General features: G+C 43.1%; 15 protein-coding genes. 5 read left to right on the forward strand and 10 right to left on the reverse strand.

What is annotated here, in order from left to right; all coding sequences use genetic code 11:
- Positions 1-254 precede the first annotated feature (254 nt).
- Complete coding sequence (locus K2225_RS09635) at positions 255-1,916, forward strand: glycoside hydrolase family 13 protein (RefSeq protein WP_220584532.1); 1,662 nt, start codon at positions 255-257, stop codon at positions 1,914-1,916.
- A gap of 66 nt (positions 1,917-1,982) precedes the next feature.
- Here K2225_RS09635 and K2225_RS09640 read toward each other — a convergent pair whose 3' ends face one another.
- The 5 genes from K2225_RS09640 to pepT form a co-directional block, all read right to left on the reverse strand.
- On the reverse strand, positions 1,983-2,432 hold the full coding sequence (locus tag K2225_RS09640) for an OsmC family protein (protein WP_220584533.1): 450 nt from the start codon (positions 2,430-2,432) through the stop codon (positions 1,983-1,985).
- A 17-nt stretch (positions 2,433-2,449) separates the two neighbouring features.
- Positions 2,450-2,905 (reverse strand): GNAT family N-acetyltransferase, encoded by a 456-nt coding sequence (locus K2225_RS09645; protein WP_220584534.1) that lies wholly within the window; start codon positions 2,903-2,905, stop codon positions 2,450-2,452.
- Positions 2,902-3,096: an SE1561 family protein gene (locus K2225_RS09650; protein ID WP_146815196.1), complete on the reverse strand. Its 195-nt coding sequence runs from the start codon at positions 3,094-3,096 to the stop codon at positions 2,902-2,904. Before K2225_RS09650 ends, K2225_RS09645 begins: the two co-directional genes overlap by 4 nt.
- A 107-nt stretch (positions 3,097-3,203) precedes the next feature.
- Positions 3,204-3,980 carry a TerC family protein gene (locus K2225_RS09655; protein WP_220584535.1) on the reverse strand — a complete coding sequence of 259 codons (777 nt, stop codon included), beginning with the start codon at positions 3,978-3,980 and terminating at the stop codon, positions 3,204-3,206.
- Between the two features lie 315 nt (positions 3,981-4,295).
- Entirely contained in the window at positions 4,296-5,528 is a 1,233-nt protein-coding gene (gene pepT / locus K2225_RS09660) for a peptidase T (RefSeq protein WP_220584536.1), read from the reverse strand.
- A gap of 137 nt (positions 5,529-5,665) precedes the next feature.
- On the opposite strand from pepT, the gene K2225_RS09665 reads away from it, so the two are divergent.
- A complete protein-coding gene (locus K2225_RS09665; protein WP_220584537.1) occupies positions 5,666-6,742 on the forward strand; it encodes an AI-2E family transporter in 1,077 nt (358 codons plus the stop codon).
- A gap of 79 nt (positions 6,743-6,821) precedes the next feature.
- A complete protein-coding gene (locus K2225_RS09670; RefSeq protein ID WP_220584538.1) occupies positions 6,822-8,006 on the forward strand; it encodes an MFS transporter in 1,185 nt (394 codons plus the stop codon).
- A gap of 219 nt (positions 8,007-8,225) precedes the next feature.
- Here the strand turns inward: K2225_RS09670 and K2225_RS09675 are convergent, their stop codons facing one another.
- The 4 genes from K2225_RS09675 to K2225_RS09690 form a co-directional block, all read right to left on the reverse strand.
- Positions 8,226-9,263, reverse strand: coding sequence for a DctP family TRAP transporter solute-binding subunit (locus K2225_RS09675; RefSeq protein ID WP_220584539.1), 1,038 nt, complete (start codon positions 9,261-9,263; stop codon positions 8,226-8,228).
- A gap of 75 nt (positions 9,264-9,338) precedes the next feature.
- Positions 9,339-10,604 (reverse strand): TRAP transporter large permease, encoded by a 1,266-nt coding sequence (locus K2225_RS09680; RefSeq protein WP_220584540.1) that lies wholly within the window; start codon positions 10,602-10,604, stop codon positions 9,339-9,341.
- A gap of 30 nt (positions 10,605-10,634) precedes the next feature.
- Positions 10,635-11,189: a TRAP transporter small permease gene (locus K2225_RS09685; protein ID WP_220584541.1), complete on the reverse strand. Its 555-nt coding sequence runs from the start codon at positions 11,187-11,189 to the stop codon at positions 10,635-10,637.
- Between the two features lie 219 nt (positions 11,190-11,408).
- The gene (locus K2225_RS09690; protein WP_220584542.1) at positions 11,409-12,254 is read right to left on the reverse strand and encodes a GNAT family N-acetyltransferase; all 846 of its coding nucleotides are present in this window, start codon (positions 12,252-12,254) and stop codon (positions 11,409-11,411) included.
- Between the two features lie 127 nt (positions 12,255-12,381).
- Between K2225_RS09690 and K2225_RS09695 the strand changes: the two genes are divergently transcribed.
- A complete protein-coding gene (locus K2225_RS09695) occupies positions 12,382-12,564 on the forward strand; it encodes an SE1832 family protein (protein ID WP_220584543.1) in 183 nt (60 codons plus the stop codon).
- Between the two features lie 39 nt (positions 12,565-12,603).
- On the opposite strand, the gene K2225_RS09700 is transcribed toward K2225_RS09695, so the two are convergent.
- Positions 12,604-14,460, reverse strand: coding sequence for a cation:proton antiporter (locus tag K2225_RS09700; protein WP_220584544.1), 1,857 nt, complete (start codon positions 14,458-14,460; stop codon positions 12,604-12,606).
- Between the two features lie 670 nt (positions 14,461-15,130).
- On the opposite strand from K2225_RS09700, the gene brnQ reads away from it, so the two are divergent.
- Positions 15,131-16,450, forward strand: a complete 1,320-nt coding sequence (brnQ, locus tag K2225_RS09705) for a branched-chain amino acid transport system II carrier protein (protein ID WP_220584545.1) — start codon at positions 15,131-15,133, stop codon at positions 16,448-16,450.
- The last annotated feature ends 22 nt before the right edge of the window (positions 16,451-16,472 follow it).

Consider the following 16,472-nt stretch of genomic DNA (forward strand, 5'->3'; position numbering starts at 1 on the left):
GTTTTGGAAGTGCAATTCAAATGAACTCTTCTATTTTCAATTTTCATTACAATCCCTATTGTAAAAACAAATAAAATCGTCTAATATAGATAACATTAGGAAAACGTTTGCACAAATCTCTATAGAACCTTTAAAAAATAACAAACCTATAAAAACTTGGAATGAATATCAAGTTTTATTTTTTAACAAGATGCGCAATCGGTTGCATATAATTGGAATCGACAACTATAAACAGAACGAAATGAGGGAATATTATGGAACGTGTATGGTGGAAGGAAGCCGTGGGGTATCAAGTCTATCCTCGTAGCTTTCAAGATTCGAACGGTGACGGAATCGGTGATTTGCAAGGAATGATCGACAGATTGGATTACCTTAAAGAAATGGGAATCGATTTTATTTGGATCTGCCCAATGTACAAGTCTCCAAAAGACGACAATGGCTATGATATCTCCGATTACCAAGACATATTGGAAGAATTTGGTACAATGGAAGATTTCGATCGATTGCTTCAGGAAGTCCACAAGCGGGACATGAAACTGATCATTGACCTCGTTCTTAACCACACAAGTGATGAGCACCCATGGTTTATTGAATCAAGGAGCACTAAAGATAACCCGAAGCGTGACTGGTATATTTGGCGTGACGGAAAAAACGGTGCAGAGCCAAACAACTGGGAAAGTATCTTTGACGGTTCCGCCTGGCAGTACGATAAGAAAACAGATCAATATTATCTGCACGTATTCTCCACCAAACAGCCTGATCTGAACTGGGAAAACCCTGAGGTTCGTGAAGCGTTGTATGATACGGTCAACTGGTGGCTGGAAAAAGGGATTGATGGGTTCCGCATTGATGCAATCAGTCACATTAAAAAACGCCCGGACTTCCCTGATATGCCAAACCCAAAGAAAGAGAAATACGTTTCTTCCTTCGATATGCATATGAACCAGGAAGGCATCCACGAATTCTTACAAGAATTCAAAGACGAAACGTACAGCAATTATGACGTCATGACCGTCGGTGAAGCCAATGGTGTTAGTGCCGATGAGGCAGACCTCTGGGTCGGAGATAACGGAAAGATGGACATGATTTTTCAATTTGAACACTTGGACCTTTGGGATCAGGATGCAGAACAACAGTTGGATATCCCAGGATTGAAAAAAGTCCTCACACGTTGGCAAAAAGCTTTAGAAGGAGACGGATGGAATGCTCTGTTCGTAGAAAACCACGATAAAGCCCGTGTAGTATCCACATGGGGCGACGACGAAGTCTACTGGCGCGAAAGTGCAACGTCCATTGCAACCATGTATTTCTTCATGCAGGGAACACCATATATATATCAGGGACAGGAAATTGGCATGACAAATGTGGCCTTCCCATCTATTGAAGATTATGATGATGTGGCAGCGAAGAACTTGTACAAGACGAAAAAAGAACAAGGCATGTCCCATGAAGAGATCATGCAGATTCTTTGGAATACTTCCAGGGATAACAGCCGGACGCCTATGCAATGGAGTCATGAGGAAAATGCCGGATTCACTAGTGGTACGCCGTGGATGAAAATCAATTCAAACTATAAAACCATCAATGTCGCAGACCAACAGGATGACCCACATTCCATTCTGAATCATTATAAAGAGATGATTCGTCTGAAGAAACAGTATGACCTGTTCACTTATGGGACGTATGAGTTGATTCTCCCGGACGACAAACAGATTTATGCTTATACAAGAACACTTGATGGTAAAACCGCTATAGTGATTGCAAACTTGACGAAAAACACAGCGGCATTCGAGTCCTCTTACAAGCTGAACTCGAAAGATTTAATTCTGTCAAACCTCATAGTAGATAAACATGTGGATGAAACGAGTTTTACACTTAAACCTTTTGAATCGCGTGTGTATTTATTAAACAAATAACTTCATTCTTGCATCAGCTTGATGAGCACTAAAAAGGACGGCCACCATAGGAGGCCGTCCTTTTTGTCATTTAGCAATGCTTGTGTCTGCTTCCATTTCAAGTTCAACATTTCCCTGAATCGCTTTTGAGATCATGCAGCTCTTTTCAGCCTTATCAACAAGGCGATTCAGTTTGGATAAATCCTTTTCAACCGCTTCCGCGCGCAGGACCACTCTCGGTCTGTGGATAATTTTTTGATAGGTGAAGACTCCATCAGTCACATCCACAATTCCTTCTGACTGCATATCCATTTCTTTTAATGGCAGCTCTGCCCTTTCAATCATAGCAGCGAGGCTGATGATATAACAGGTAGCCGCCGCTCCGAGAAGCATCTCGTCTGGATTGGTTCCTATATCTGGACCATCCATCTCTTTCGGGATCGATATTTTTGTTTTCAATTTTTCTGACTCGATGTAGCCGACTTCATTCCTTCCACCTGGCCAGTCAGCTTTTAAGTGAAAATGATGCAAAGCCATGATGTCACTCTCCTTAATTATTTTTCCATAGAAAGGAACTCATAATGTCCCCCGTTCGTTGCCTGCATGAATGTCTGCTTCTTTATAAAACCAACACGCTCGTAAACGGCAATGGCCCGCTTATTGAATGTAGCAACGGAAAGTGTGAAAGCTGCAGCTTGACACCTTTCTGCCGCAAAGGAAAGACACGAGTTAACAAAGCTCTCCCCTTTCCCTTTTCCTGCTTCATCCGGATGCATACCTAATCCGATATCAATAGTGGGATGATGGCTCAAATCCAACGTCATAAAGCCGATCAACTCCCCATTTACATGTGCGCTGTACGTATGAGGACTCCGCTTCTCCGGATTTACGAATAGCTCCAAATCCTCTTCGTCAGCCGTCATATCATAAAAATTATAGGGGTCAGGATATTTCCAGCCTGCAATTTCCTCTGCATCTTGTTGGGTGATCGGTGTCCATTGGACCTTCAAGATTCCTGCTCCCAATCTTTTTTGAAGCGGGTCATTTTCACCTGGAGCTGCTCAATCATATCCAGAACACGATTGAAATCTTGGATGTCCACATTTTCTGCATCCATGCTGGAAACGACTTGATTAAGCATTTGAATTCTATTCTTTATATAGTGAAACTGTTGTGAAGGATGTTGAGCTGCTTTGCCCATTCGTAAGCCCTCCTTTATTTTCCTCTCCTTTCATCTTACATGGCTCATAAGGAAAGTAAAAGATTTTGCCCATAAGAAAAGCTGTGGCGAGGGCCACAGCTTTGTTGTTATTCTTCTTCCACTTCTTTTTTCTCTGATAAGAACCATCCGAGTGCTGCGATAAGGACAAGGACAGAATAGAAGATGATTTTCCATAGGGCTGAATGAGCGAAGTGCTCATCCAGGATTTGTATATTTGGATGTGCAAGTGTAGATACAACCAATTTCACACCGACCCAACCTACAATGACAAAGGCTGCTACTTCTAAACCTGGACGGGATTTCAATAGTTTAACAAAATAACCTGCAGCAAAACGCATAATGATAATTCCAATCATACCACCGGCGAGAATGACAGCGAATTGTGCACCATCCAAGCTTCCAACTTCCGGTAAATCTGTTTCAGGCAAGGCGACAGCAAGAGCAACGGCAGCTAATATAGAATCCACCGCGAAAGCCAAGTCGGCAAGCTCTACTTTAAGGACAGTAGCCCAAAAGCTTTTCCCTCTCTGATTCCCTGCATCTTCTTCCATTTCTTCTTCATAATCATCCCCTTTGGTCCGCCACCGATCAAAGAGGTGTTTTCCTGAAATGAATAGTAAGTAAGCGGCTCCTAATGCTTGAACCTGCCATACGTCTACAAGGAAGGAAATGATAAACAGAGATCCAAATCTAAGTATAAATGCACCCGCTAAACCGTAAAATAATGCCTTTTTCCTTTTTTCTTCCGGCAGGTGTTTAACCATGATGGCTAGTACAAGCGCGTTGTCTGCGGCAAGAATTCCTTCCAGACCGACAAGCACGATCAAAACCCAACCGTATTCAATCAATAATTGAGCATCCAATTCGATTCTCTCCTTTTCCATAAAAAATGGTCCCGACCACTATGGTAAGGACCAAAAGAATAGACCTTTACCACAGTGGGTAAAGGTCTCGCTAACAACATCCGTTGCCAATAAAGCCGGGGAATGTTTCCCGAAATGACGACTTTATTGTCCCAGCTACTCCCCTTTAGGAATGCTACATCTATCCTTCATCATAGCACGCAACGGTGTTTTGTCAACGACTTCCTGCCCACATTATAGAATAATTCTAGTATGAGGACAGGAAGGTTTCCTTATGCAATATTGAACGAACGTTTGAGCTATTCGCAGCTTCTGTTACTTTTCTGACTTATCTTCGAATAACCGAGCAATCTCGACAATGACCTGGGTGGATTTTTCCATGCTTTCAAGCGAAATGTATTCGTACTTCCCGTGAAAGTTCTCTCCCCCTGTGAATAGGTTCGGCGTTGGCAGTCCCATGTAGGAAAGTTGAGATCCGTCCGTTCCTCCCCTAATCGGTTTCACAAGCGGCTCTACTTTTTTATTCAGCATGGCCTCATGGGCGATATCTACAATGTGTTTCACTGGTTCGATTTTGTCTCCCATGTTGTAATATTGATCTTCTATCGTCAGTTCCACACGTTTCATGCCGTAGTTTTCACGGATGGTTTCCGCTATTTGCTTCATCTTCTCTTTTTTCTGTTGAAACGCAGTCTTGTCATGATCTCGAATTAAATAAGTTAATTCAGCTTTCTCTACATCCCCCTGTATGGAGTGAAGATGGAAAAATCCTTCATAACCTTCTGTATGCTCAGGCGCTTCTGTTTCTGGTAAGGACCCTTGAAAAGCCACCGCCAACTTGGCCGCATTCACCATTTTACCTTTTGCTGTGCCCGGGTGAACGCTGTGGCCGTGGAAGGTCACTTTAGCTGTTGCCGCATTGAAACTCTCATATTGGAGTTCTCCCAATGGACCACCATCGACTGTATAAGCATAAGACGCACCAAAACGATCCACATCAAATTTATGAGGACCCCTGCCGATCTCCTCATCCGGCGTAAAAGCTACACGGATTTTTCCATGTTTGATATCCGGATTCTTAATCAAATGATGGAGGGCTGTCATAATTTCCGTAATTCCTGCTTTGTTGTCCGCTCCGAGAAGCGTCGTGCCGTCTGTCGTAATCAAAGTCTGCCCTTTATATGTAGGAAGTTCCGGAAACTCTTCCGGTGACAACACAACATCCTCGCTCAATGCTATTGTGCCACCGTCATAATCCTCTACCACGTTCGGGTTCACTCCTGCCCCAGTAAAGTCTGTTGCTGTATCGATGTGTGCAAGAAAGCCGATAACAGGAACTTCTTTATCCGTATTCGATGGAAGGGTCGCCATCACATAGGCGTGGTCATCGACAGTAACCTCCTCCATTCCCATCTCCTTCAGTTCATCCACCAGTTGATTCGCTAGCTCCCATTGTTTTTCGGTCGAAGGAGTGGTCGGGCTGTTTTCATCCGATTGTGTGTCGATTTTCACGTAAGAAGTAAAGCGTTCCAGTAATTCATTCTTCATTCAAGTTCCTCCTCCAAATTCATGCTTCTTTTTTCAGTTTATTCTTACTAAGATTAAAAGTAAATGTATTGCTTCACCGGCAAACTTTGGTATTCTTAACATAGTGATTAAACTCTTATAAAAAGGTGTGTCCGCTTTTGATTCATAAACGTTGGTTCCAAGTCATTGTGACCGCTATCCTTCTCTCCCTCTTGGTTTTATTATTAAACCAAATCCATTTTTTCTTTGAACCGATCCTAACCTATATTGCAGCCATCGCTGTTCCTCTCATTGGCGGAGGAATTCTTTTTTATATTTCTCGTCCGATGCTGCAGCTATTAGAAAAATACCGGGTCCCACGTATACTAGGGATTCTGATCATCTTTCTTTTCTACATATTCATCGGATTCCTGATCACCCGTTTCATTGCTCCCATCGCTCAGGAGCAATTCACAAAACTTGTGGACAATATTCCTGATATGGCTGATATGCTAAGTGAAACCGTTACGTACTGGCAGCAAAATCAGGATATTATCCCAAGTGAATTCAACAGTACCATTGATAATGTAGTCAATAACTTAGAGACCTATTTACAAGGAGCACCAACGGTCATTATCAACGTCGTCAGTCAGCTGATTGGATTTGTCTTCGCCCTTGTACTTATCCCTTTCTTCCTTTTCTTCATGTTGAAAGATGGGGATAAGCTCGTGCCCTTCATTAAGAAATTCTTAAGTCCTCGTGCTGCGAAAAGCTTTGAAAAGCTTGCTCGGTCCGTGGACTACACGCTGAACGCTTTCATCTTGGGCCAAATGACAGTAAGTATAGTCGTTGGTCTCCTGCTTTTGATCGGCTACATGATCATAGATTTGAGATACGCCCTTACCCTGGCCTTGTTTGCCATGGTTATGAATGTCATTCCTTTTGTCGGTCCATTTTTAGCTGTAATTCCAGCCCTGCTCGTAGGACTGTTCCAGGATCCAATCCTTGCTGTCTGGGTGGCCGTTATTACAATTATCGCCCAACAGCTGGAGGGAAACTTTGTATCCCCGAACGTCATGGGGAAAGCGCTCAGTATCCATCCACTGACCATCATTACCTTGATCCTGGCAGCAGGAAGTCTCGCCGGATTTCTGGGATTGTTGTTCGCGATCCCGACCTACGCAGTACTGAAAGCCATCATCAGTCATTTTTACGAAGAATGGCTTGAGAGAAGAGAAACCACGAATCCAGAATAATATCTGCTGAAACCCGCTATTTATAGTGGGTTTCATTTTTTGCAAACAAGACGAACTACACGGAAAGCGAGGAAAAGAAATGCCACAACCGAAACTTTGGACATGGCCGTTCATCTTTTTAATCTTAGCCAACCTATTCACATTCATGAGCTTTCAAATGCTTCTTCCAAACCTGCCCCCCTATATTGAATCCATTGGAGGCTCGAGTTTACAAGTAGGACTGATTACAACGACGTTCGCCTTTGCCGCAATCATTATTCGCCCTTTCATCGGCCATCTGCTGATGACGCGGCCACGTAAAATTCTTGTTTTGATCGGAGCGATTTCCCTACTAGTCATGACCGCCCTTTACCCGATTACCCAAGTGGTTGTCATTCTGTTGATTATTCGTTTCATCCACGGAATTGCGTGGGGATGGTCTACAACGGTAAACGGGACCGCTGCCGTGGATCTCGTTCCGAGAAGACGTGTAGGAGAAGGCATGGGGTACTTCGGACTCTCTGTAACGGTGGGGATGATCATGGCTCCAAGCCTGGGCATTTACCTTTATCAGAATTATTCCTTTGACCTACTTGTCGGCATTGCTGCTGCCTTGGGAATCATTGCCATCCTGCTCTTTTCTGTTACTCGTTTTGTAACACCAGAGCAAGTATATAAGAACCAAGAAGATCCTCCACGCTTTTCTTTTACTGCTTCTCTCATTGAAAAAAGAAGCTGGTATCCGGCCCTCGTTACAATTTTGAATACATTCGGCTACGGATCTGTGGTTACCTATATCGTAATTTTCGGCAACGAACAAGGTCTTACCGGGACTTTTCTCTTTTATTTCTTTAATGCTGTATTTGCGACCATAACGAGACCGATCACGGGTCGATACTTTGATAAAAACGGTCCGTGGAAATTGATCATGATTTGTTCATTCATATCGTTCGGTGCCATGTGGGTGCTCGCTCTTGCCAGTTCAAACGTCCACTTAATCATTGCGGGGGCTTTGTTTGGAATTGGTTTCGGATCCATGATGCCTGCGCTTCAAGCATGGGTCATTTCCAAAACCACGACAGAGCGAAGCGGAATTGCTAACGGGATGTACTATTCATCGATTGATCTCGGAATCGGATCCAGTGCATTCATTCTTGGGTTTGTTTATCAGTTTGTCGAAACGGCTACGCTATTTAAGCTGTCCAGCTTTCTCTTCCTTCTCGTACTGCTGCTCACAATTTTGGACTACAGAAAACAAACCGAACCCTGGGTAGCTCCGGAATAGGATTTCTTATACACCGATTATTGGCATGGTGAGACCCCACAGGACGCAGTCCGAGGAGGATCTCACCGCGCTCCCTCGGAAAGCGAGCTATTCCCCTCAACTCCGTCCACTCAAGAAAAGTCTCGAAACTTCACTTCCACAATCGGGACCTTTAGTTGAAGTAAAGTTATCATGAAAAATGTCCAGAGCTGGTGGGCTCTGGACATTTTTCAATGTGTTTTATTCGCCTGAAGCTTCAATTTCTTCAAGAAGCTTATCAAGAACTTGTCCGTCTACGGTAGAAACATCACTACGGTAGAAGTCACGCACAGGAAGCGCTTTTTCTTTGAAAGCTTTGCGTTGTTCCTCTGTCAATTCAATAATTTCTGTTGGGTTTTCTGTATCGTTTTTAATCGTTTCTAGATACTCTTCATTCTGCTTCTTCTGCTCTTCGAATACCCAGTCCTGCATTTCTTTAACCGTTTCATCAACCATTGTCTTCATTTCATCATCAAGACCTGCATACCAGTCTGTGTTGACTGTCGTCATCGCTACATAGTTATTGTGGTTCGATAGTGTCATGTAATCCTGTACTTCATAGAAAGAAGCGTCTCCAATAAAGAAGATTGGATTCTCCTGACCTTCCACTGTACCTCTATCCAATGCTGTATAAAGCTCTGACCAACTCATTGGTGTAGGGTCTGCTCCGTACGCCTCATAGGATTTTAGAATCAATGGAGACGTCTGTGTACGCATTTTAAAGTTTTCGAAGTCGGCAGGTTCTTCAATAGACTTACTGGATGTCCACTGCATCGCACCTTCTGTCCAGTAAGCTAACGGAGAAATGCTGTGTTCTTCATAAAGCTCTCGAAGATCTGTATTCAATGCTTCACTATCATTCAAAATTTGTTGTGTCTTTTCTACGCTATCTGGGAAAAGGAAATGCAAAGCAAAGATTTGTCCCTCTTTTACCATGTTACCTGTAAAACCAGGAGACATAATCGCCATCTGTACGGTTCCATTCTGAAGCTGCTCTACTTGGTCTGTCTCACTTCCAAGACCACCAAATTCATAAACATCAATGTTTACAGCTCCATCTGATTTTTCGTTCATACGCTTAGCGAATTCTTCTGCGTATTCATATTGGACCTGCCCATCCACTTCTTCCGTTACAAACTTCCAGTTGTAGGTTTCTCCACCATCACCACTGGCATTGCCGTCTCCACCGTCACTGCCACCGCAGGCAGCAAGGACCATGCTGAGCATGACTAAAGACATGAATGTTAACAAACTATTTTTTTTAAAGATAACAATAACCTCCCCATTTTTTTGTATATCAGCTTCCACTCTGGATTAAAGAAGAATGAGTGAAAGTTCCTCAAAGAATATCAGTAATATTGAGATAGCAAACATCATCAGGATATATGGCGGTGTTCCTTTGATGACCTCTAAATAAGGCTTATTGAACACCGCACTGGCGGTAAAAATATCGACTCCGAATGGAGGTGTGGCTGAACCTAAAGCCGCTTGGAATGTGATTACAACTCCTAAATGGATAGGATCTACTCCTGCGCTCATCGCGGCAGGATAGAAGATAGGAGTCAATATCAAGATAACAACGATTGGATCGACGAACATACATCCAATGAAGAAGAAAATCGTCACCATCAAGAGTACGTAAATGGCACTAGGGTCTGAGCCAAGAACGGTTTCAGTAATCATCTGCGGTATCCGAGCAAATGAAATGACCCATGTAAAAGCTTGACCACCGGCGACAAGAACGAAGACGGCAGATGTCACTAAACCTGTAGACCGGGCAATTTTAGGCAGTTCTTTAATATGTACAGACCGATAAACAAGCACTTCAAGGACAAAGGCATAAAGCACAGACATCCCAGCTGCCTCTGTGGGACTAAACACCCCCGTGTAGATACCACCAATAATTAAAACCGGGAACCCTAACGGAAGCAACGCCTTTTTAGTCATCTGCAGCCTTTCGCTCCATGTAGCTTTATTCGCTAATGGAATGTCAGCCATCTTTGCGTAAACGACACTGTAAATGGAAAAGCACAAGAAGACGATCACGCCTGGGATAATTCCGGCGATAAACAAATCACCTACGGATGTTCCAGATACCAATCCATATATGATCATCCCGATACTTGGTGGGACAAGTAAAGCTACATCACTGGAATTGATAATCAAGGCCATCGCTGTCGGATCTTTGTAGCCGATTTTCAGCAAGCGCTCTCTCATCGGTTTACCGATGGCTACAACAGTCGCCTGCGTGGATCCGGATATCGCACCGAACAGGGTACACGCAGCTGCGGTTGTAACCGCATAGCCTCCCCGGATATGGCCAATGAAAGACCCAATAAAATCTAACAATCGATTCGATGTCTTACCTGTCGTCATAATATCCGCTGCAAAAATGAACAACGGTACGGCTAGAAGAACATATGGTTCTATCCCTGTAGAAAATTGTTGCATGAGAATCATAGGATCCAAATTCGGAAAGTAAATGAACATAATGACCAATGGTGCCACCATCAACGGAATCATCATTGGAAAGTTCAATAAAAGAAGGATCACCATGATTATGAGCATTGTGGCTATCATATCGTTACCCTTTCTTCATCGTAATTTTTTTTACAAGTGCGTTCCTTCTAGTTCTTTTGTTTTTTCATCGTTATAGTCCTTGGCATCTGTCCCTAAATACACTTCATCACGATGCTTAATGTTGATCCATGCATTTCTTAGAAACTGTACACCTCCGAGTAAAAACCCGATCGGGATAAAGATGTACAAGTAATAGGCGGGCATCTCCAATGCAGATGTTACCCTGCCAGATTCATAGACATCGAGGACGTAGAAGCCTGAATAATAAGCGAGTACAAATAAGACAGCGGCGGTTCCTAATGGAATGAGCACAGCTAGAACTTTCCTCACTTTGAAAGGAGCCAGATCGTAAAAAGCGGACATACTTATATGACGTCCCTTTCTTGCTGCATAACTAATTCCCATGAATGTCGCTACCACAATCGCTATTTGACTCACTTCGTCTGCAAAGGGTGGCGAATAGCTGAACAACGCCCTGCTTAACGCCTTTCCTACGACCATCAAGGCAATGATGATCACAGCATAACTTAATATGAATTCTTCGATCTTTAGAATGATTTTGTCTACTACTTTTAATACATTCAACTATGTAATCCTCCTAAATGATTGATGTAGTAGTTTTTAGGTCAATTACTAAACATAATACCGAAATTGATTCCCTTCACTCAAATCAGTTTAAACAGAATTTTTCGTCTATTTTATGTATATTTTACCATGTAAGGAACTTGTAATTGTTGGATGTATATATGTTCGGTATAGCTCATCATAGATGCTGAATACTCCAATTTCACTATTACATTTTCCTTATTTTGTAAAAAGATAGACAACTGAATCCCCTATTCTTTCATATCCAATTTTTCTATAAATCGAATTTGATGTAGGATTGGCAAGGTCCGTATAGAGAGAACAAAAAGAGTAGCCACTATTCAACAGTTTATTAGTGAGATGCCAAACCGCTTGAGAGGCATATCCCTTCCTTTTGTACCGATCAGGTGTAAACACAGCATTAATTGTCGCTCCATTTTTGGTTGTTCGTGCCCGACTTGCCATGGAAACGGCAGTCCCTTCGACGATCCATAAATGAAGACGCCCATCCGCAATCAGATTTTCAGCCAATTCCTCCGCGCGTCCAACTACATGATCCTCCCCCGTTTCTCTTCCATACTGTCTCAGCCAATCTTCAACAAGGGGCTGATGAGAAGCATCTGATTCAATTAAATGACCCTTTTGTTTTTGTATCGTTTTCAATTGATGCAATCTGAAAATTCCTTGTTCCATCTGTAGTTCTGCTTCCTGCCCTGTATGATCCATCCATTCTTTCAAGAAAAATTCTACCGCCTTTCGTTCCCCGAGCACTCCAGGGACATCATGCTCTTCTTTAACCAGGTACTGGACAAATGCACGGATGTGAGCAGGTTCCCAATGTGTGAGCGAGGGAATGATCCATAAATGTGGAGGCGTTCTCATTGACATGAATGTAGTTTTTCCGTTGTCCTGGAACCTGATTAAATGACAAGCTTCTTTTCCTTGAGTATTCTTCAGACGTTCTAAAATACCCAAAGGCAGGTTGTTTTCTGCTTCCTTATCCAGGAGTAATGGTTCCACTTGTTCATGAAACTTGATTGGATCGTGTTCATAAATTATAGTCATCAGTAAGTACCCCTTTTCTTTTTGCTTTAAACCAGTTTTTTGGTGAAATTCTGAATAAGATGAATTTTTCTTTCCATTATACGTCTCAATGATAAGTGGAACAACATAAAGAAAGGAAGAATAAACCATGACAAAAAAAGAAATCCAAGATCAAATCACTTTCTTAAAATCTGATTATATCCGCATCCAAGGGGACTTAGATAAGCTTGAAGCTGCCGGAGGTAATGTGCAAAATGCAGAAAAACAGCTGGCTCGTATGGAAGAAGAGCTAAAGGAACTGAATAAGCAACTGGCTCAGGCAGAGCAATAAAAAAAGACGGAGGATCCTGTTATCCTCCGTCTTTTTAATTTAAGATTTCTTTTGGTTTTCTTTATCTTTTCGCTGGCCCTCAAGCTTTTCCTGAATTTTTTCAAATTCTTTACTTGGAGGCATTAAGGAAACGATGACATCGCCGTTTTCTGCCTTATACTCCATCTCCGGAGTGAAGAACTCAACTTTTCCTGAGGCTCTCTTCGAAAATAAGAGCATGGCGTGTTGATCCATATTCTTCATGTAGTCTTGGAAAGTATATTGTTCTGTAATCGTCGTTTTGCGGAACACGTAGCCATTTTCCACTCTAGCGTTCAATTCTTCCCAGGAAGCCCCTTCTTCAAATAGGACCCTCCCACCAATTGTATGCACAAGATCTTCCAAATCGTCCCCCTCTTTATTACTTAAACTAAGCTGGAATGAGTTGTTACGACCAAATTCCGGTACGAAAGTCGTACAAACGAGGGCATTGTAAGAATCTAATTCTGTAGCGGCAACCAGATACTCATAAGGTGTCATATCTAAATAATACTCCGTTTGTTCAGATAAAATTTCTCCATGATAAGATTCAATCCCACGGGAACGGGCACGGGACAGTCGCTGCCACGAAGAGTCTGTAAGAAGAACGGGAATTTTAAGGTCCTCCAATGTCTTAGCAAGACCTGTTGTAAATGCACTCCCTCCTGCGATGAGAACCCCCGGTGGCCCCTCCATCGACAGTCCTAACTTTTTCGCAAGCCAGCCTATAGAGAATCCATGTGCCACAACGGTTGTAAATACAAGAGCAAAGGTCAAGGATATAAGAATCGATGCATCTTCAAATCCTTCTTCTAAAAGGACACTCGCAAAATAACTGGCAACCGTCAGGGCCACAATCCCTCTTGGTGCGATCCAACCGACCAGAAGCTTCTCTGATTTAGATAAATCCGTCCCCACAGTAGATAGGAAAATCGACAAGGGGCGGACGACAAACAACATTAGAGCTACAAACCCAATGATTTGAATGTTGAAGATTTCCACCAAAGTTTCGACTGTGAGGGAAGCGGTAAGCATGACGAAGATGGTAGAGATCAACAATAAAGATATATTTTCTTTAAAGTGCCGCATATCTGCAATGGATGAAATGTGCATATTCGCAAGAGTCATCCCCATCGCAGTAACAGATAACAGCCCCGTTTCATGCATGATTTCATCAGCAATTGTAAAGCAAGCAATAACAACGGCAAAGACGGCTGGCGATTTAAGGAACTCAGGGATGTACCCTGTTTCGAACATCCAGCCAACCCCTTTTCCGCAAACCCAGCCAAGAAAGACAGCAAAAGCGGAAGCGGCAAAGAACATCAATAACGCAGAAGGATCATTGTTCGTCAGGAATAGAATGATTTCGAACGCAAATACCGCTAGTAGTGCACCAATCGGATCGACAATGATCCCTTCCCATTTCAAGATTTTAGCTGGCCGAGGTTTTAACTTAGCCTGACGCAATAAAGGAAGGATTACAGTCGGACCTGTAACAATGAATAACCCCCCGATTGTAAAAGCGACAGCCCAGGACAAACCTGCCACATAATGAGCCGCTAATGAACCCAATATCCAGCTTAGAAACGCACCGAATGTCACAATCCTGAATACGGGACGGCCTAAACCTTTCACTTCCTTCATATCGAGGTTCAAGCTTCCTTCAAAAAGAATGACAGCAACGGCCAAGGATATGATCGGCTTATAAAGTTCTCCGAAGTCCTGTTCAGGATTCATGAGGCCTAGTACAGGCCCGGCTAAGAGACCGGCGATGGACATGACGACAATGGCAGGCAATCGAAAGCGCCAGGCTATCCACTGTGATCCTACGCCGAGAAACCCCACTAACATCAGTTGCAATAGTAACGAATCTATCATTGAACAGTCTCCTTCTATAAGGTGTATGTACGACCCTCGAGTAATATAGACATATTCTATATGCCTCTCCCGCATCTGTAAACTAAATTGTCTGTAAAAAACTTCCCTTTCCCATCAAACCTTCTTCCAATATCGCTCCCTTTACTTGAAAACTTAGTTTCGACTTTTGTTGAATGGATGGGGTGTGTGGAAGCTGGGAGACTCCCGTGGGAGAAAGGAGATAGGCGAGGTCCCGCAGGAAGAAGTCCAAGGAAGCTCGCCACTCTCCCACAGGAAAGTGTTCAAATGCGGAATCGCCCTGCTTATGACGCGAGTGTCTAGGCGATGGAGCTATACGAGTAGCTTCCCCGCCAACCCCGACGTTCAATTCAGTAACGAACCCCAAAGCATCTTGAATTCGAGCCTTCCACAAACCTGCCAGATTGTTGAATAAACCCTTAATTTGTAAGGGAATCACACAAAAAATGGTATGGTAATCATAACCTTTTAAATTTTCTAAAAAAATAATTGACAGAAAGGTATGACATTGATAGTATTACGGCGGTGCGTTAATCTCATTCACTTTTCAATAACGAAAATCATGCAGAAGCCTTGATTATTGCCGCTCATCTTTTGGATAAGAGCGCTTTTTTTACGTAAAATATACAGACATCTATGAGGAGGAGCCAGTATGAAAGCAAGAGACACAATTTTTATTGGATTCACACTGTTCGCTTTGTTTTTCGGTGCTGGGAACTTGATTTATCCTGTATCCCTCGGTATTGAGTCAGGAACATCCTACTTCCCGGCTATTTTCGGTTTTGTCATTACTGGTGTAGGGTTACCTATCGTGACAGTCGCGGCGATATCGCTTGTCCGCAACGGGGCTGTTCAATTAGCTGGACGTGTCCACCCAAGGTTCGGATTATTATTTACGGCGATGGTCTATCTTGTCATTGGACCTTTCTTTGCTATTCCAAGGGCTGCCAACGTTGCTTTTGAAACAGGCATCGTTCCCTTTACCAACGGCAAATCGTTGACGCTATTCATTTTTACGGTCTTATTCTTTGTACTTGTTTACTGGCTCAGCCGCAATCCATCTAAACTAGTGGATCGTGTGGGGCAGATCTTAACCCCTACATTATTCTTAGCTATCCTTGGCCTCGTTATTGGAAGCTTTTTTATGCTGGATGGACAGATTCAGCCAGCAGGGGAAAAATATCAGGCTCAACCTTTCTTCACAGGATTCATTGAGGGGTATCTGACCATGGATGCGATTGCTTCTCTTGCTTTCGGAATCATTGTGGTTTCATCCTTCCGCGATCGCGGCGTCACCGATCCAAAAGAATTAACCCGCCGGACATTGAAAGCAGGTTTAGTCACAGCGATTGGACTAACTACTGTTTATGTGGCCATTGGTTGGATTGGAGCAAGAATGGCAACAGAAGGTTCCTTTGATAATGGAAGTGCCATCCTTGCGGGTGCTGCACAAATCATGTATGGAGATGTAGGGACGCTATTGCTTGGTGTTATTGTAGGACTAGCCTGTTTGACAACCTGCATCGGTCTGACAGTTGCTTGTGGCCAGTTCTTTTCCAAGCGTGTTCCCGGAATGACTTATCACCATGTCATCATAGTAGTAACTTTGATTAGTTTTGCGATCTCTAATATTGGATTAAACCAAATCATTGCTTATTCTGTTCCGGTTCTTGTGTTCGTTTATCCGATCACCATTGTTCTGGTGGCTCTAACATTCATGAGCCCCCTCTTCAATCACTCACCTTATGTTTACAGAGGCGCGATTCTATTGACTTCGGTCATAGGGGTTTATGATGGGCTCGTAGCTTTTGGCGCAGATGTATCATCCATCGAACCATTGATCAGTCAACTGCCATTGTTTGAACTGAACCTAAGTTGGGTCTTCCCAGCGATTGTTGGTGGAATTATCGGCTTATTGATCGATTATTTCAAAGGACAGCCACGTCATAAAGAAAGCTTCCAAAACGGATGACGTATGAAAATCCCTCTCCTTG

Origin of the sequence: Halobacillus sp. Nhm2S1 (genome assembly GCF_019599545.1) — a bacterium.
Lineage (GTDB): Bacteria > Bacillota > Bacilli > Bacillales > Halobacillaceae > Halobacillus.